The organism is Streptomyces sp. NPDC047014, from assembly GCF_040644195.1.
In the GTDB taxonomy this organism is placed as follows: Bacteria; Actinomycetota; Actinomycetes; order Streptomycetales; family Streptomycetaceae; genus Streptomyces.
In genome coordinates this window covers 11,875-28,237 of record NZ_JBEYVX010000058.1, presented here as the reverse complement: position 1 = coordinate 28,237, position 16,363 = coordinate 11,875, and the positions used below count along the sequence as shown (strand labels likewise).

Genomic DNA, 16,363 nt, shown 5'->3' with positions numbered 1-16,363 from the left:
GCGCCGCGCACACGTGCGTCGGCCCCGTCGCGGAGGACCCGCGACGGGGCCTGTGCCCGTTCAGCAGTCGTCGTGGCCGCCCCAGCCGCCGTATCCGCCGTAGCCGCCCCAGTCGTCATCGTCGTCGTACCAGCCGTGGTGGTTGTCGTCGTCCCAGCCGCCGCCGGTCACATAGGTGGTCGCGTGCGTCGGGACCGCGGCCGATGCGGTACCGGCCGCACCCACGGCGGCCCCTCCGGCCATCAGGACCGCGATCGCGGATGCCGCGAACAGTCGCTTCATTCCGAGTGCTTGCATGGTTTCGCGCCCTTCTCGCTCCGCCGCCTCTCCGAGGCGGCCACTGGTGCCGTTCTCGCGTGATCGGGGAGCCTGGGTGTGAGGGCATACGGGCGGGTCTTCGCTCTGACGCCCGGGTCGATGGGCCTGCCCATCACGCCGCTCCGCCGCACAGTGCCGCTGTGCGATACCGCCGCGAGGGATACGACCGCGTTCCGCGGTCCTCGACCGCGCTGAGGCGCGGTCTTCCTCCTTCCACGCTAGGCACGCCTGCGCACCTTCTGCATCTTGGGGAGGAAAGTCGGCGGGTGGCCAGTACCCGCCGAGGAAAAGCCGGGGAATGCCGCCCCGGCAGACGTCTCGTTATAGGATGAGCCAAATAGCACTTGACCTGCAAAAACGCAGGCAGGGAGCCTACATTCAGGAGTATCTCGATGCTTCGCACCATGTTCAAGTCAAAGATTCACCGGGCCACCGTCACCCAGGCCGATCTGCACTACGTCGGGTCCGTGACCGTCGACGCCGATCTGCTCGACGCCGCCGACCTGCTCCCCGGGGAGCTCGTGCACATCGTCGACATCACCAACGGGGCGCGCCTGGAGACGTACGTCATCGAGGGGGAGCGCGGGTCCGGAGTGATCGGGATCAACGGCGCCGCCGCGCACCTCGTGCACCCCGGGGACCTCGTCATCCTCATCAGCTACGCGCAGGTCGAGGATGCCGAGGCCCGGGCGCTCACGCCGCGCGTGGTGCACGTCGACGCGGACAACCGGATCGTCGAGCTCGGCGCCGACCCCTCCGCCCCGGTGCCCGGGACGGACCAGGAGCGCGGCCCGTTCGCCGTGGCCGCCCGATAGGAGCACAGGACATGACGGAGAGTCAGGGCGAGCCGGTCCGCTACGAGGACCGGCGCGAGGACCGGCGGCTGCTCGCCCTCGAAGGCGGCACGGCGGTCGGGTACATCGCCTACTTCGTGCTCGACCAGGAGCCCCACGCGCTCGTCGCGGTGCACACCGTCGTCGAGCCGGGGCACGAGGGACGCGGCATCGCCGGCGGGCTGGTGCGGACCTTCTACGGGATCGCCGCCGCCGAGGGCGTGCCCGTCGTGCCGCTCTGCCCCTACGCCGCGAGCTGGGCCGCCAAGCACCCCGACGAGGCGCCCCCGGCACCCGAGGAGCTCGTCGCGGCGGCCGAGGCGCAGCGGGCCGCCCACTCCGGATCGCGGTGACGTGACCGAGCCCGTGCTCACCCTGCTGCACACCTCGCCCGCCCATGTCCCGGTCTTCGACGCGCTGCGCGACCGGGACCGGCCGGGCGCGGTGCTGCGGCACCTCGTGGCGCCGGAGCTGCTGGACCGGGCCCGTACGGAGGGCCCGGACGCCGTGGCTCCGGCCGTACGGGAGCTGCTGGCGGGCTGCGGCTCCCCGGTCCTCGTGACCTGCTCGACCCTCGGCGCGGTCGCGGAATCCCTGGCCCCGGCCCTCGGTGTCCCGGTGCTGCGCGTGGACCGGCCGATGGCCGCCGCCGCGGTGCGCTCCGGCGGGCGGATCCTCGTACTGGCGGCCCTCGCGTCCACGCTCGCCCCGACCCTGGACCTCCTCGCGGAGGAGGCCCTGGCGGCCGGGGTGCGGCCCGCGGGGATCCGTACGCGGCTGGTCCCCGGCGCCTGGGAGCGCTTCGCCGCGGGGGACGCGGCCGGCTGCCATGCCCTGGTGGCCCGGGAGGCGGACGCGGCCACCGGTGCGGACGTCATCGTGCTGGCGCAGGTCTCCATGGCGGGCGCCGCGCGGCTGGTGACCACGCGCGTCCCGGTGCTGGCCGCCCCGGACACGGGATTCGCCGCCGGACTGGACCTGGGCTGAGCCGGGCGCGGCCCGCTGGTCCGGGCCCGCCACCGACGGCCGCGGCACAGGCGCATACCTGAGGGATTCGCGGGAAAATGCGCCGTATGGTGCGAAAAATCGATGAGACCCAGCCCCCGTCCCCGGAGCCCGATCCGACCCCGGCGCCCGGCCCGTTCCCGGACCCGGAGCCCGTGCCGCGCCCCGTACCGCCCGTGCCCGGCCCGGTCCCCGAGCCGGATCCGGTGCCTCCGCCCCCGGGGCCCGCGCCGATCCCGCAGCCCGGGCCCTGGAGCTGAGCGGCGGCGTCAGTCGGTGCCGACCTCGGAGCGGTCCCCGCTCCAGAGCGTGTGGAAGGACCCCTCGCGGTCCGTCCGCCGGTAGGTGTGGGCGCCGAAGAAGTCCCGCTGCCCCTGCGTGAGGGCCGCCGGCAGCCGCTCCGCGCGCAGCGCGTCGTAGTAGGACAGGGACGCCGCGAACGCGGGAACCGGAATGCCCTCGCGCACGGCCGTCGCCACCACGGAGCGCCAGCCGTCCTGCGCCGCCCCGATCTCCTCCGCGAACCGCTCGTCGGACAGCAGGCCGGGGAGGTCGGGGCGGGCGTCGTAGGCGGCGCGGATCCGGTCGAGGAAGGCCGCGCGGATGATGCAGCCGCCGCGCCACAGCGAGGCCACCGCGCCCAGGTCCACGTCCCAGCCGTACTCCTCGCTGCCGGCCCGGATCTGGTGGAAGCCCTGCGTGTAGGAGACGATCTTCGACGCGTACAGGGCCTCCTCCACCTGGGCCGCGAAGGCGTCGGCGTCCCCCGGCTCCAGGGCCGCCGCCGTCGGCCCCGCGAGCCCGCGGGCGGCCTTGCGCAGGTCCGCGTGCCCGGACACCGAGCGGGCGAAGACCGCCTCCGCGATCCCCGACACCGGGACCCCGAGGTCGAGGGCGATCTGCACCGTCCAGCGGCCGGTGCCCTTCTGCTCGGCGGCGTCCGCGACGATGTCCACGAAGGGGCGGCCCGTCGCGGCGTCCGTGTGCGCCAGCACCTCCGCCGTGATCTCGATCAGGTAGGAGTCCAGGCGCCCCCGGTTCCACTCCCGGAAGGTCTCCGCGATCTTCTCGGGGGAGTAGCCGGCCACGTCGCGCAGCAGGTGGTACGCCTCCCCGATCAGCTGCATGTCGGCGTACTCGATGCCGTTGTGCACCATCTTGACGAAGTGTCCGGCCCCGTCGGGACCGATGTGCGAGGTGCACGGCGTGCCGTCGGCGGCCTTCGCGGAGATCTTCTCCAGCAGCGGTCCGAGCGAGGCGTACGACTCCTCCGAGCCGCCGGGCATGATGCTCGGGCCGAGCAGCGCCCCCTCCTCACCGCCCGAGATGCCCACGCCGACGAAGTGGATCCCCTGCTCGCGCAGTTCGCGCTCGCGCCGCCGGGTGTCCTCGAAGTGGGCGTTCCCGCCGTCGATGATGACGTCGCCCTCCTCCAGGAGCGGGGCGAACTCACGGATCACGGCATCGGTCGGCTCCCCGGCCTTCACCATGATGACGAGGCGCCGGGGGCGCTCCAGCGCGTCGACGAACTCCTTGGCCGAACCGGCCGCCACGAAGTGCCCCTCGTGTCCGAATTCCTCCACCAGCGCCGTGGTCTTGGCGGCGGTGCGGTTGTGGACGGCGACGGTGAAACCGTTGCGGGCGAAGTTGCGGGCGAGGTTGCTGCCCATGACTGCGAGGCCGGTGACGCCGATCTGGGCCGTGCTGGTGCTCATATATGCGCTCCTGCGTGCTTCGGTGTGCGGGCTGTGCCGACGCTACCCCGCCACCGGCCGCGCGGCGCTCCCGCCTCTCGGGGGATTGTCAAGTTCCGCTGAAGAGCGCCCCGTTGCTCCCCTTGTCGTGCGATGATCCCGGCGTTAAGTTGTGCGATTCCTGATGTCTTCGATGGGGGCTCCCATGGGCGTACGGGGCCGGCACCGCCGGTATCAGCCGAGCAGTATCAACCGGGCCTCGCTGGCCGTCACCGCGGGCGGGGCGGGCATCGCGCTCCCCCTGGTGGGCGCGGGCGTGGCCGACGCCGCCTCCGTGGACACCTGGAACAAGGTCGCCGCCTGCGAGTCCACGAACAACTGGCGCATCAACACCGGCAACGGCTACTACGGCGGTCTCCAGTTCAGCCAGAGCACCTGGCGGGCCTTCGGCGGCGCGTCGTACGCCCCGCGGGCCGACCTGGCCACCAAGGAGCAGCAGATCGCGGTCGCCGAGAAGGTGCTGCGGGGCCAGGGCCCGGAGGCATGGCCGAACTGCGGCAAGACGGCCGGCCTGAGCCGCGGCGGCCCGGCGCCCTCCATCACCGTGACGGCGAAGCTCCCCGAGCAGCGGTCCGGGGACCGGACCGAGCCGCGCCCCCAGGGGGCGCAGGCCACCCCGGTCAAGGCGGAGACCCCGCGCCCGACCGGGACCTCCGTCCTGCCGAACCCGTATGTGGTCGCACCCGGCGACTCGCTCTCCGCGATCGCCACCGACCAGCACGTCGAGGGCGGCTGGCAGGCCCTCTACGAGACGAACCGGTCGACGATCGGCGGCAACCCGAACCTGATCTTCCCCGGTCAGCGGCTCACCCTGCGCATCACGACCGCGCCCACCCGGCCCACCGAGCCGGTACCGCCGCCGCCCTCGCGCAGCCCGGAGAAGCCGCCGCGGACCGCCGATCCGGTGAAGCCCGTGGAGCCGGCGGCGGAGAAGCCCGCCGCGAAGCCGGCGCCCCAGCCGGCGGAGAAGCAGACGCCGAAGCCGGCCGAGAAGCAGGCGGAGAAGCCCGCGACCAAGCCCGCGTCAACGCAGCAGAAGCCCGCCTCGGGCGGGTTCTCCGCCCCGGTCGACGCCGGCATGGGCACCGCCTACCGCGTCTCGGGCGCCTCCTGGTCCAGCGGCTACCACACGGGCGTCGACTTCCCCGTGTCCACCGGTACGACCGTCAAGTCCGTCGGCCCGGGCCAGGTCGTCTCGGCGGGCTGGGCCGGGGCGTACGGCTACCAGGTCGTCATCCGGCACACCGACGGCCGGTATTCGCAGTACGCCCACCTTTCGGCCCTCACGGTGAAGTCCGGCCAGCAGGTCTCCGGCGGGCAGCGGATCGGCCGCTCCGGCTCCACCGGCAACAGCACCGGCCCGCACCTGCACTTCGAGATCCGGACGGGCCCGGGCTACGGCTCCGACATCGACCCGCTCGCCTACCTCCGCGGGCACGGGGTCCGTATCTGATCCGCGCGTGTGCGGCGGCACGGCCATGAGCAGGAGCAGGCCGGCCGCCGCCAGCACGGCGCTGGCCACCGCCGCGGCCGTGCCCGCCGCCCCGAAGCGGAAGCCCTCGCCGAACAGGGTGAGCCCGACGGTGGCCGCCACCACCGGGTTGATCACGGTCACGGTGGCCAGCGGCGCGGTCAGCCCGGCTCCCCGGTAGGCCGCCTGCGACAGCAGCAGCCCGGCCGCGGCCAGGGTCGCGATCGCGGTCAGATCCGGCCACAGCCCGCCCGTGGCACCCGCGCCGGACGCCCCGAAGCCCTCGGCCGCCGCTTTGGTGAACACCGACGCCATACCGAAGGCCGTGCCGGCCGCCGCGGCCAGCAGCACGCCGTGCGGCACCGCCCGGCGTATCCGGTGCGCGGCGACGAACAGCCCGCCCACCACCGCCCCCGTGACCACCAGCAGCAGGGTCCGCTCGGCGTCCGCCAGGGGCTGCCCGGCCCGCCCGTCCCCGCCGGTCAGCGCCAGCAGCCCGGCCAGCCCCAGGGTGGCGAACAGGGCCCCGCGCCAGGCCGCCGCCCCGGCCCTGCGGCGTACGAGGAGGGCCGCCATCGGCAGTGCGAACACAAGGGTGAGCGCACCCAGCGGCTGGACCAGGCTCAGCGGTCCGTAGGCGAGGGCCACCACATGCAGCAGGGCGCCCAGGCCGTTCAGCGCGACCGCCAGCCACCAGCCGGCCCGGCGCAGCGGAGCGTACGGCCGGTCCGGTGTGGTCACCGCGACCCTTTCCTGCACGATCGCGCCCCCCGCGTACGCCACGGCGGACACGAGGCACAGCAGGACCGACAGCGCCAGAGCACTCATACGTTCCACAATGCCCGACCGCGATGCGCAATTCCTCCCTCCACGGATGGTCACGCGTCGTACTCCCGGCGTAGTACGGGAGTAGCCCACGGGCCCACCGGCGGCGGCCGGCCGTCCCGTGCCGTGACCCTTTGCTCGCAGTGAGTGACGACGGTGCGAACGGGTTTGTCTCCCGCCGCGTGGGATCCGTACAGTTCCCCTTTTGAGGACTTCCGCAGCAGGCGGATGCGGACGAGTGATCAAGGAACGGCAGCGGCCATGACGGTGACCGAAGACAGCCAGGACCAGGGGCACGCCTACGGGCCGGGCATCGACCCCGAGCGACTGGCCCTCTGCCTCAGCGTGCTCGAAGAGCTCGACGGCATCGACATCGACCACCCCGACGCGATCACCGTCCGCCGTGCCACCGCCGGGATCTACCGGACGGTCAAGCAGCGCCGCCGCCAGGAGCGCCGCGCCTTCAAGACCGCCAACGACAAGGCCGTCACCGAGGCGACCGCGACCGGCTCCGCCGAGCGCATCGACGACGAGACCGAGGGCATCCTGCCCAGCTCCGTCACCGAGGCCGGCCGGATCGCCGGGATACTCCAGCGCCCGCGCTCCTGCTACGTCTGCAAGACCCGCTACGTCGAGGTCGACTACTTCTACCACCAGCTCTGCCCGAGCTGCGCCGTCGAGAACCGGACCCGCCGCGAGGCCCGCGCCGATCTCACCGGCAAGCGCGCGCTGCTCACCGGCGGCCGCGCCAAGATCGGCATGTACATCGCGCTGCGGCTGCTGCGCGACGGCGCCCACACCACGATCACCACACGCTTCCCCAAGGACGCCATCCGCCGCTTCAAGGCGATGGAGGACTCCGCGGACTGGATGCACCGCCTGGAGGTCGTCGGCATAGACCTGCGCGACCCGGCCCAGTCCGTGGCCCTCGCCGAGCAGATGACCGCGGCGGGCCCGCTCGACATCCTGATCAACAACGCGACGCAGACCGTACGCCGCCTGCCCTCCGCCTACGCGGCGCTGGTCGAGGGCGAGAGCGCCCCGCTGCCCGCCGGTGAGCTGCCCGCCCACCACGTCATCGGCGCCTTCAACTCCGGCGCGGTCGACGGCCTGACGGCCCTGCCCGTCGGCGTGAGCGGGCTGGAGGCGCAGAAGGTCGCGGACCTCGCCCTCGTCGCGGGCAACGCCAGCCTGGAGCGGCATCTCGCCGGTACCGCCATCGACGCGGGCGGCCTGCTGCCCGACGTCGTCGACACCAACACCTGGGTGCAGACCATCGACCAGATCTCCCCGGTGGAGCTGCTCGAAACCCAGCTGTGCAACTACACCTCGCCGTTCATCCTGATCAGCGCGCTGCGCCCGGCCATGGCGGAGGCCGCGCGCAAGGCGGCCAGCGGGCGGGCGTACATCGTCAACGTCTCCGCGATGGAGGGCGTGTTCAGCCGCGGCTACAAGGGCGCCGGGCACCCGAACACCAACGCGGCCAAGGCCGCGATGAACATGGTGACGCGCACCAGCGGCCAGGAGATGTTCCAGACCGACCGCATCCTGATGACCTCGGTCGACACCGGCTGGATCACCGACGAGCGCCCGCACTTCGACAAGCTGCGCCTGGCCGAGGAGGGCTTCCACGCCCCGCTCGACCTGGTCGACGGCGCGGCCCGCGTCTACGACCCGATCGTGCGCGGCGAGGGCGGCGAGGACCTGTTCGGCGTCTTCCTCAAGGACTACGCCCCGGCGAACTGGTAACCGCCCGCCTCCCGCCACCACGGCACACCGCCCCGGCCCCCTCGGCTCCCCGAGGGGGCCGGCCGCGTCTCCGGCCGCTCGCGTTCCTAGGTCGCCGCGGCCCGGCGGGCCCGCGCCGCGACCAGCTCCAGCAGCGGACGCCAGTCCTCCAGTACGCCCGCCTCCGCGCCGCCGACCGCCCCCGCGGCCGCCTCCCGGGCCTGCCGCAGGCTGCTCACCGCCTCGGCATCGGCCCCGGCGGCGTCCCCCGCGCCGTCCGCCGCCGGGCGCGCGTGCAGCCGTACCAGCCGGGCCACCCGCTCGCCCAGCAGCGGGCGGACCGCCTCCGCCGCCAACTCGCCCTGCCCCGCCGCATCACCCGGACGGAGCATTTTTCCGAGCCCGTGCACCAGGCCCGCGAGCTGCAGTTCTTTGTCGGCCGGGTGTGAGCGCCGAAGCAGCGCCGCAGTGCGCATCCCGCGATCGTCGGGGGCCTCGTACAGCAGCCGCATGAGCTCCATCACGCTGGTGACGTAGGGCACTTGGACCTCCGCCGTCCTGGAAACCGACACCGCCGACCCCCTCCGTCGCGCCTCGCACTTCCGGTGCCGAGCAGACCATCCGTCACGTACCCGCCGACCCACGACTTGCTGAACTCGCGACGAAACTAAGAGGGCGCAGCGGATTTTGCCTTCCTATCGAGCGGAGGTCCGCTCATATGTGTACTCTGGGGCATCAAGACGGCCCCCATCCGGGCCGCGCTCCACTAAGGCGCCACCGCGTCCGGAAACCCTTTTATCCCTTGCCCCGGCTTGCGGTCCGCCTGCCGGGTTGCGCGACGCAAAGGAGTGCGCGGTGACAGAAATGGCGAAGCCCGAACCCACGGTGCTGGAGCGGACCGTCACACGGTCCAAGACCCGGTCCGACGAGCTGGGAAGCCTGGAGGTCTGGGCGCGGTCCGCCCCGATCCGGCTGGCGGGGTACGAGGACGACCTGGCGGAGGCCCACATCCTGCCCGGTATCGACTGAGTACCGACTGGCCTGACCCTGCCCGCAGGCCCCGGCGCCCCCACGTGCCTCCGCGCACCGGGGGCGCCGCCCCGCCCGGCCACGGTCGGCCCGGCCCGGTTCCCCGCCCGCTACGCCCTGGGCGTCATCGCTCTCGGCGATCACGGCTTCCCTCGGCCCCACCCGCCCCGGCAGGCTGGAGCCCATGAAACTGCTGATGCTGGGCGGTACCGAATTCGTCGGCCGCGCCTTCGCCGAGGACGCCTCGGCCCGGGGCTGGGACGTCACCCTCTTCCACCGGGGCCACCATCCCGCCCCACCGGGCACCCGCACCCTGCGCGGTGACCGCACCGCCCCCGAGGGCCTGGCCGCCCTCGCCACGGGGGAGTGGGACCTCGTCGTCGACACCTGGGGCGGCGCCCCCACGGCCGTGCGCGACGCCGCCCGCCTGCTGAGCGACCGGGCCGGCCGGTACGCGTACGTCTCCACCCGCTCGGTGTACGCCTACCCCGCCCCGGCGGGACGCGACGAGAGCGGGATCGTCGTCGACGGCTCGCCCGACGCACCCCAGACCGGCTACCCCATGGACAAGCGCGGCGGGGAGATCGCCGCCCTGGACGCCTTCGGGGACCGCGCCCTGCTGCTGCGCGCCGGTCTGATCCTCGGCCCCTACGAGAACGTCGGCCGCCTGCCGTGGTGGCTCAACCGCATCGCCCGCGGCGGCCCCGTGCTCGCTCCCGGACCCCGCGCGCTCCCGATCCAGTACATCGACGTACGCGACCTCGCGCACTGGAGCCTCGGCGCGGCGGCGGCCGGGCTCGGCGGCCCCTACGACCTGGTCTGCCCGGCCGGGCACGCCACCATGGGCGGCCTGCTGGAGGCGTGCGTCGCCGCGACCGGCTCCGGCGCCGACCTGCGCTGGACCGAGCCGGACGTGCTCGCGGCGGCCGGGATCGAGCCGTGGAGCGAGCTGCCGGTGTGGCTCCCGCCGGGCGAGCTCCACGAGCACATGTACCGCGCCGACGTGTCCAAGGCGGTGGGTGCGGGTCTGGAGTGCCGGCCGGTGGAGGAGACCGTCGCCGACACCTGGGCCTGGCTGGACGGCCTCGGCGGCCCCGCCCCGCAGCGGCCCGACCGGCCCGCCCCGGGCCTCGACCCGGAGCGGGAGGCGGCCCTACTCGGGGCCTGAGCGTGAGGCGGGCGCGAGACGGGTCGGCGGCAGGTACGCGCGCACCCGCGTACGGTGCCACCAGGCCCCCGTCTCGCGCAGCTCCCGCCAGGTGGTGAACCGGTAGCGGTACAGCACGGCCCGGACGTACACGGGCGGGGCGTCCGGGAACGGGTTGTGCCGCAGCAGGCACAGCGTGTCCCGGTCGCCCGCGAGCAGCCGCTCCACGAAGGGCCCGAACCAGTCCTCGGCGTAGCCGGGCGAGAGGGCCGCGAACCACATCAGCCAGTCCAGCCGCAGGTGGTAGGGGGCGAACTGGCGGGGGAGCCGGCGAGGATCACCGGGTTTGCCCTTGAAGCCGTACTCCCGCCAGTCCCCGTCCTCGCGCGGCACCCGGTCCGCGGTGCCCTCCACCACCACCTCCATGCGGACCCGGCCGACGGATCCGAAGGCGCCGTAGGTGTTCACCAGGTGCAGGGCGTCGAAGGAGCGGTTCATCACCTGCCGTCGCGAGATCATGTTGAGCACCGGGCGGCGGCTGAGGAAGAGCACCAGCGCGGTCACCGCGCAGACCAGCACCGCGAACCAGACCGGGACCGGGCGGGAGGCGGCGGCCGGGGGCGGGCCCGTGAGCCCGGTGAAGTCCACGGCGGGGACCGCGAGGATGATCGTCAGCCAGTTCAGCCAGGCGAAATTCCCCGACAGCACCAGCCACAGCTGCGTGGCGATGACGATCCCGGCCGCGTACGAGGCCACCGGCTGCGGGGTGAACAGCAGCACCGGCACGATCAGTTGTGTCACATGGTTGGCGGCGCACTCCACCCGGTGCAGGGGCCGGGGCATGCGGTGGAAGAACCAGCTGAGCGGCCCCGCCATCGGCTGGGTCTCGTGGTGGTAGTACAGGCAGGTCAGGTCCCGCCAGCAGGGGTCGCCCCGCATCTTGATCAGCCCCGCGCCGAATTCCACGCGGAAGAGCAGCCAGCGCAGCAGCCACAGCACGAGCACCGGCGGGCCGGTCCGCGCGTTGCCGAGGAACACGGCGAGGAAGCCCGCCTCCAGCAGCAGCGACTCCCAGCCGAAGGAGTACCAGGTCTGGCCCACGTTCACGATGGAGAGGTACAGCGCCCACAGCGCGGCCCACATCACCATCGCGGCGGGCAGCGGCACCGCGTCCCCCGCCCCGGCGACGAGGGCCGCGGCCAGGGCCGCGCCCGCCCAGGCGCATCCGGCGAAGAGCCGGTCCGAGTAGCGCAGCTGGAACAGGCTCGGGGCGCGCCGGAACGGCACGTACCGCACGAAGCGCGGGACGGGCAGCATGCCGTGCGCCCCGATCAGGGCCCGGAACTGCAGGGCGGCCCCGACGAAGGCCACGAGGTAGACGCCGGCCAGGGCCCGCTGGAAGACCAGCCGGGCGATCCAGTACCCGGGCGCCGTGAACCAGTCCATCCCCTCCAGTATCGACCCGGACACGCCGACGGCCATGAGGAGTGCCCTGACCCGTTCACGGCGGGGCCGGGACCGGCAGGTCGGCGGTGTTCCGGTTGCGGGGGGAGCGGGGATGCGGCAGACAAGAGGGAGCAACCGGGGCGAAAAGGGAGATCCCACGTGAACGGACCGTCACTTCCGACACCTCGTCAGGCTTCGCGCCGTCACGCACCGGCCGGAGCCGCCCTCTTCGCGCTCCTCGGCCTCCTCGCGGCGGCCTGCGGCAGCCCCGAGGAGCCGGCGGGCGCCGCCGGGGCTGAGAGCCAGGAGGTCCACCTCCAGGCGGTGGCCACGGCCGGCCCCGACCCCTTCACCGCCTCCTCCGCCACCGCCGAGTCCTCCCCCCTCCAGCCCCCGCTGCCCAACCCCACCGGACAGGGCATCCGCACCGTCAACGCCGCCACCCCCGGCCTGTACGGCGGCACCCAGCGGCTCGGCAGCTGCGACGTCGAGCAGCAGGTCGGCTTCCTGACCGCCGACAGCGCCAAGGCCCGCGCCTTCGCCCAGGCCGCCGGCCTCCAGGAGGAGGACATCCCGAAGTTCCTGCGCGGCCTCACCCCCGTCGTGCTGCGCGCCGACACCCGCGTCACGAACCACGGCTTCCGCGACGGCCGCGCCGACGCCTTCCAGTCCGTCCTCCAGGCCGGCACCGCCGTCCTCGTCGACGAACACGGCATGCCCCGGGTCCGCTGCGGCTGCGGCAACCCGCTCGGCGCCCCGCGCGCCGCCAAGGGGGCCCCGGTCCACAAGGGCGAGCCGTGGAACGGCTACCAGCCCAACCAGGTCATCGTCATCGAACCCACCACCCACGTGATCAACAACCTGGTCATCGTCAACATCGCCGACAACACCTGGATCGAGCGCAAGCACGGCGACGACGGCGCCCAGGACCGCACCCCGCAGCTGGTGCCCCCGTACGACCCGGCCGACGGCATCCCGGACGGCCCCGCCCACCCCACCGGCTCCCCGTCCGCCAGCCCCTGCCCGGCCACCCCGGGCTCGGCCACCACCGGCTGCTCCCCGACCCCGGCCGCCCCCACCGGCCCCGGCGAACCGCCGCGGCGCCCCGGCACCCCCTCGGACCCCGCCACCCGGCCCCAGCAGCCGCCCTCCGGAGGCCCGGCCGACCCGCGCGACGCCCTGCCGCCGGACGCTCCCGCCGACCAGCTGACCCAGGACCCGAACGATCCGGCGCTGCCCCGGAACCCCGAGGACCCGGCCCTGCCCCGGAACCCGGACGACCCGGCCCTGCCGCAGGACCCCGGGACGAGCGGGCCGCCCGTGGACCCCTACGACCCGTACGCCGAGCCCTACGACCCGAACAGCCCCTACGTCGACCCTGACCTGCGGCGGACACCCACGGACGAGGGGTACTCGCTGGAGAGCGCCTGACCGGCCCGTGTGTCATGGTGGACCGGTGCCGACCACCGTATCGCCGCCGGACGACTGGCCCGCACACCCGGACCGGTCGCTCTCGCTCAACCGCATGGGAAGTTTCGACTGGGACCTCGTCACCGGTCTCATGCACATGGACGAAGCGGCCCTGGACGTCTTCGACACGCCCCCCGAGGAGTACGACGGCCGGCCCGACTCCCTCGACGCCCGCGTCCCGCCGGCCGAGGCGTCCCGCCTGGACGGCATGGTCTCCGCCGCCCTGAAAAGCGGCGTGGACAGCTACGGGGCCTACTTCCGCATCCGCTGCCGGGACGGCCGGCTGCGCTGGACCCACACCCAGGGCCGCGTCATGCGCGACGCGGAAGGACGGCCCCACCGCATCATCGGCATCGTCCGCGACGCCACCGAGGAGCTCAGCCACTCGGCGGAACGCCTCGGCCTGGACGAGGAACGCCGCCGCCAGACCAGCGTCGTCGAGAGCACCACCGCCGCCCTCGCGCACGCCCGGACCGTCCAGGACGTCATCGACGCGCTCGGCGACGCCCACGGACTGGAACGCCTCGGCTCCATGGGCATGGTCATGGGCCTGGTCGAAGCCGGCCGGATCCACCTCGTCGCCGAGGGGCCCGACGGCAGCTTCGTCCCCGGCACCCGCTACACCCGTATCGACGAGCAGTACCCGATGAGCGAGGTCGTCCGCTCCCTCCAGCCGCGCTTCCTGGACTCGGCGGAGGAGTTCGCCGAGGACTACCCCGCCCTCTGGGCGAAGATCTCGTACATGCGGATCTCGGCCGCCGCCTACCTGCCGCTCATCGCCCAGGCCCGCCCCATCGGCGCCATCGGCCTGCTCTACCAGGACAAGGACGGCTTCACCCAGGAGGAACGCAACCTCCTCGTGGCCCTCGGCAGCAGCATCGCCCAGAGCCTCCAGCGGGCCATGCTGCTGGAGCAGGAGCACGACCTCGCCGAAGGACTCCAGCAGGCCATGCTGCCCCGGCGCATCCCCTCGGTGTCCGGCGGGGAGATCGCCGTACGCTACCGCTCCGCCCGGATGGGCCGGGACATCGGCGGCGACTGGTACGACGTCATCCCGCTGCCCGGCGGCCGGGTCGGCGCCGTCATCGGCGACGTCCAGGGCCACGACACGCACGCCGCCGCCGTCATGGGCCAGCTCCGCATCGTCCTGCGCGCCTACGCCGCCGAGGGCCACTCGCCCGGCACGGTCATGGCGCGGGCCTCCGTCTTCCTCCACGAACTCGACACCAGCCGCTTCGCCACCTGCATGTACGTCGAGGCCGACCTCGCCACCGGCGTCCTCCAGATGGTCCGCGCGGGCCACATAGACCCGCTCCTGCGCACCCGCGACGGGGACTGCCACCGGCTGCCCGTGGACGGCGGCATGCCGCTCGGCCTCTCCGCCGAGTTCGGCCGCCTCGAATACCCCGTGACCACGGTGGAGCTGGACCCGGGCGAGACCCTCCTGATGTGCACCGACGGCCTCGTCGAGCACCCCGGAGCCGACCTCGACGACGGGATCCACCTGCTCACCTCCCACGTCCGCGGCGGCCCCGCCGACCTCCAGCTCCTCGCCGACCGGCTCTGCGAGATCGTCGCCGACCGCGGCGGCGCCGACGACATGGCCCTCCTGCTGCTGCGCCGCCGCCCGGCCCCCGCCCCGCCCGGCGGCGGCCGCCTCCAGCAGCACGTCGCCCCCGGCGACCCCGAGGCCCTGGTGGCCGCCCGCCACATGATCGGCGCGGCCGTCCGGGCCTGGGGGGCCCGGGAACGGGCCGACGAGATCGAACTGGTCGCGGACGAGCTCATCGTCAACGCCCTCATGCATACCGACGGCCCTGCCATCGTCACCCTGCGCATCCTCGCCGGCCCCCAGCGACGGCTGCGCGTGGAGGTCGCGGACCGCTCCAGCGCCCTGCCGCGCCGCCGCGAGGCGGGCGACGCCGGGGTCTCCGGCCGCGGGCTGATGCTGGTCGACCGGCTCGCGGACGTCTGGGGAGTGGAGCCGCGCGGCAGCGGGAAATGCGTGTGGTGCGAGTTCGTGATGGGCTGAACCCATGCCCGAACTGCCCGAGGTCGAGGCCCTGCGCGCATACCTCGACGAGCACCTCACCGGGCGCGAGGTCGAACGCGTCCTCCCGCTCGCCGTGAGCGTCCTCAAGACCTACGACCCGCCCCCGACCGCCCTCGAAGGACAGCGCGCCGGGGCCACCGCCCGCTACGGCAAGTTCCTCGCCCTGCGGATCGGCGAGCTCCACCTCGTCACCCACCTGGCCCGGGCCGGCTGGCTGCGCTGGCACGACACCCTGCCCGAGCGGCCGCCCCGCCCCGGCAAGGGCCCGCTGGCGCTGCGCGTCGTCCTCGACGGCGGGTCCGGCTTCGACCTCACCGAGGCCGGCACCCAGAAGCGGCTCGCCGTGTACGTGGTCCACGACCCGCAGGAGGTACCCGGCATCGCCCGCCTTGGCCCCGACCCGCTCGCCGAGGACTTCGACCGGGACGCCTTCGCGGCGCTGCTCGCGGGGGAGCGGCGCCGTATCAAGGGCGTCCTGCGCGACCAGAGCGTGATCGCGGGCATCGGCAACGCCTACAGCGACGAGATCCTGCACGCGGCCCGCGTCTCCCCGTACAAGATCGCCTCCACCTTCGAGGGCGAGCAGATCACCGACCTGTACACGGCGGTACGCGACACCCTGCGCGAGGCGGTCGACCGCGCGCACGGCGTCGCCGCGGGAGCGCTCAAGGCCGAGAAGAAGAGCGGCCTGCGCGTACACGGCCGCACCGGCGAGCCGTGCCCGGTCTGCGGGGACACGATCCGCTCGGTGTCCTTCGCGGACTCCTCCCTGGAGTACTGCCCCACCTGCCAAACCGCCGGCAAGCCCTTGGCCGACCGGCGCCTCTCACGGCTCCTCAAGTAGTTGTTCCGGGCCCGGCGTCCTGCTCCGGCCCCTGCCCCTGCCCCTGCTCCCGTCCTTGTCCGGTCGGGAGGTGTACGTCCGCCCGGACCACCACGGCCACTTCGGAGAACGTGCGGACGAAGATCCCATGGGTGGTGCGGCCGGTGTGCTCGATGCACCAGTCGGCGCATTGGCTCGCGCTACCGGTCGGGGGCGCCTCCCATGTGCAGTCGGGGTGGACGCAACGGGCTGTGGCCGTTGTCTCGGCGTCCGGGTGCTGCTTCATGACGTGCTCCTCGCGCGGCCTGCGGCGGCTGCCGGGCGCGCGTCGGCCGTGAGGGAGGTTCCGGATCTCGGCGTTGATCTTGGCCACGTCGACTCGGTCGCCGGCTCGCCGCGCCTCGTCGCGTTCCTTCCCCAGGGCTCCGCAGACGCCGCAGCCGGTGATCGGAACGGGCCCA

14 protein-coding genes and 1 pseudogene are annotated in these 16,363 nt (G+C 73.7%); 10 read left to right on the top strand and 5 right to left on the bottom strand.

Translation table 11 applies throughout. From position 1 onward, the window contains the following. Window positions 1-60: 60 nt before the first annotated feature. Window positions 61-282, bottom strand: a complete 222-nt coding sequence (locus ABZ873_RS24975; protein ID WP_360875916.1) for a hypothetical protein — start codon at window positions 280-282, stop codon at window positions 61-63. Window positions 283-710: 428 nt separating this feature from the next. Between ABZ873_RS24975 and panD the strand changes: the two genes are divergently transcribed. The 3 genes from panD to ABZ873_RS24960 are packed head-to-tail and all read left to right on the top strand — an operon-like array spanning window position 711 to window position 2,138. Then, window positions 711-1,133, top strand: a complete 423-nt coding sequence (panD, locus tag ABZ873_RS24970; protein WP_360875914.1) for an aspartate 1-decarboxylase — start codon at window positions 711-713, stop codon at window positions 1,131-1,133. 11 nt (window positions 1,134-1,144) lie between these two features. After that, window positions 1,145-1,504, top strand: a complete 360-nt coding sequence (locus ABZ873_RS24965) for a GNAT family N-acetyltransferase (protein ID WP_360875912.1) — start codon at window positions 1,145-1,147, stop codon at window positions 1,502-1,504. A gap of 13 nt (window positions 1,505-1,517) precedes the next feature. After that, window positions 1,518-2,138 (top strand): aspartate/glutamate racemase family protein, encoded by a 621-nt coding sequence (locus ABZ873_RS24960; RefSeq protein WP_360875924.1) that lies wholly within the window; start codon window positions 1,518-1,520, stop codon window positions 2,136-2,138. Between the two features lie 287 nt (window positions 2,139-2,425). On the opposite strand, the gene gndA is transcribed toward ABZ873_RS24960, so the two are convergent. Beyond that, window positions 2,426-3,871: an NADP-dependent phosphogluconate dehydrogenase gene (gene gndA / locus ABZ873_RS24955; RefSeq protein WP_360875910.1), complete on the bottom strand. Its 1,446-nt coding sequence runs from the start codon at window positions 3,869-3,871 to the stop codon at window positions 2,426-2,428. 184 nt (window positions 3,872-4,055) lie between these two features. Between gndA and ABZ873_RS24950 the strand changes: the two genes are divergently transcribed. After that, window positions 4,056-5,363, top strand: coding sequence for a transglycosylase family protein (locus ABZ873_RS24950; RefSeq protein WP_360875922.1), 1,308 nt, complete (start codon window positions 4,056-4,058; stop codon window positions 5,361-5,363). 27 nt (window positions 5,364-5,390) lie between these two features. Here ABZ873_RS24950 and ABZ873_RS24945 read toward each other — a convergent pair. Next, window positions 5,391-6,209 (bottom strand): annotated as a pseudogene (locus ABZ873_RS24945) (DMT family transporter); the annotation flags it as partial. Window positions 6,210-6,467: 258 nt separating this feature from the next. Between ABZ873_RS24945 and ABZ873_RS24940 the strand changes: the two are divergent. Beyond that, on the top strand, window positions 6,468-7,955 hold the full coding sequence (locus ABZ873_RS24940) for an SDR family NAD(P)-dependent oxidoreductase (RefSeq protein ID WP_360875908.1): 1,488 nt from the start codon (window positions 6,468-6,470) through the stop codon (window positions 7,953-7,955). Window positions 7,956-8,041: 86 nt separating this feature from the next. Here ABZ873_RS24940 and ABZ873_RS24935 read toward each other — a convergent pair whose 3' ends face one another. Beyond that, window positions 8,042-8,455, bottom strand: coding sequence for a hypothetical protein (locus ABZ873_RS24935; protein ID WP_360875920.1), 414 nt, complete (start codon window positions 8,453-8,455; stop codon window positions 8,042-8,044). A 334-nt stretch (window positions 8,456-8,789) separates the two neighbouring features. Here ABZ873_RS24935 and ABZ873_RS24930 point away from each other — a divergent pair, with 334 nt between their 5' ends. Further along, window positions 8,790-8,963 (top strand): hypothetical protein, encoded by a 174-nt coding sequence (locus ABZ873_RS24930; protein WP_360875925.1) that lies wholly within the window; start codon window positions 8,790-8,792, stop codon window positions 8,961-8,963. Between the two features lie 184 nt (window positions 8,964-9,147). After that, entirely contained in the window at window positions 9,148-10,131 is a 984-nt protein-coding gene (locus ABZ873_RS24925; RefSeq protein ID WP_360875907.1) for an NAD-dependent epimerase/dehydratase family protein, read from the top strand. Here the strand turns inward: ABZ873_RS24925 and ABZ873_RS24920 are convergent. Beyond that, entirely contained in the window at window positions 10,117-11,556 is a 1,440-nt protein-coding gene (locus ABZ873_RS24920; RefSeq protein WP_360875905.1) for a lipase maturation factor family protein, read from the bottom strand. The two genes, ABZ873_RS24925 and ABZ873_RS24920, sit on opposite strands and share 15 nt — an antisense overlap. Window positions 11,557-11,715: 159 nt before the next feature. Between ABZ873_RS24920 and ABZ873_RS24915 the strand changes: the two genes are divergently transcribed. Genes ABZ873_RS24915 through ABZ873_RS24905 form a run of 3 tightly spaced genes read left to right on the top strand, consistent with a single transcriptional unit; the run spans window position 11,716 to window position 15,923 of the window. Beyond that, complete coding sequence (locus ABZ873_RS24915; RefSeq protein ID WP_360875903.1) at window positions 11,716-12,987, top strand: DUF6777 domain-containing protein; 1,272 nt, start codon at window positions 11,716-11,718, stop codon at window positions 12,985-12,987. Window positions 12,988-12,994: 7 nt separating this feature from the next. Then, window positions 12,995-15,058, top strand: coding sequence for a SpoIIE family protein phosphatase (locus tag ABZ873_RS24910; protein ID WP_360875901.1), 2,064 nt, complete (start codon window positions 12,995-12,997; stop codon window positions 15,056-15,058). Window positions 15,059-15,062: 4 nt separating this feature from the next. Then, on the top strand, window positions 15,063-15,923 hold the full coding sequence (locus ABZ873_RS24905; RefSeq protein WP_360875899.1) for a DNA-formamidopyrimidine glycosylase family protein: 861 nt from the start codon (window positions 15,063-15,065) through the stop codon (window positions 15,921-15,923). Window positions 15,924-16,363: the final 440 nt, after the last annotated feature.

Coding starts and splice junctions, on each gene's coding strand:
- ABZ873_RS24925 (WP_360875907.1), top strand. CDS start 9,148: ATGAAACTGCTGATGCTGGGCGGTACCGAATTCGTCGGCCGCGCCTTC.
- ABZ873_RS24975 (WP_360875916.1), bottom strand. CDS start 282: ATGAAGCGACTGTTCGCGGCATCCGCGATCGCGGTCCTGATGGCCGGA.
- ABZ873_RS24940 (WP_360875908.1), top strand. CDS start 6,468: ATGACGGTGACCGAAGACAGCCAGGACCAGGGGCACGCCTACGGGCCG.
- ABZ873_RS24920 (WP_360875905.1), bottom strand. CDS start 11,556: ATGGACTGGTTCACGGCGCCCGGGTACTGGATCGCCCGGCTGGTCTTC.
- ABZ873_RS24935 (WP_360875920.1), bottom strand. CDS start 8,455: ATGGAGCTCATGCGGCTGCTGTACGAGGCCCCCGACGATCGCGGGATG.
- ABZ873_RS24905 (WP_360875899.1), top strand. CDS start 15,063: ATGCCCGAACTGCCCGAGGTCGAGGCCCTGCGCGCATACCTCGACGAG.
- panD (WP_360875914.1), top strand. CDS start 711: ATGCTTCGCACCATGTTCAAGTCAAAGATTCACCGGGCCACCGTCACC.
- ABZ873_RS24965 (WP_360875912.1), top strand. CDS start 1,145: ATGACGGAGAGTCAGGGCGAGCCGGTCCGCTACGAGGACCGGCGCGAG.
- ABZ873_RS24950 (WP_360875922.1), top strand. CDS start 4,056: ATGGGCGTACGGGGCCGGCACCGCCGGTATCAGCCGAGCAGTATCAAC.
- gndA (WP_360875910.1), bottom strand. CDS start 3,871: ATGAGCACCAGCACGGCCCAGATCGGCGTCACCGGCCTCGCAGTCATG.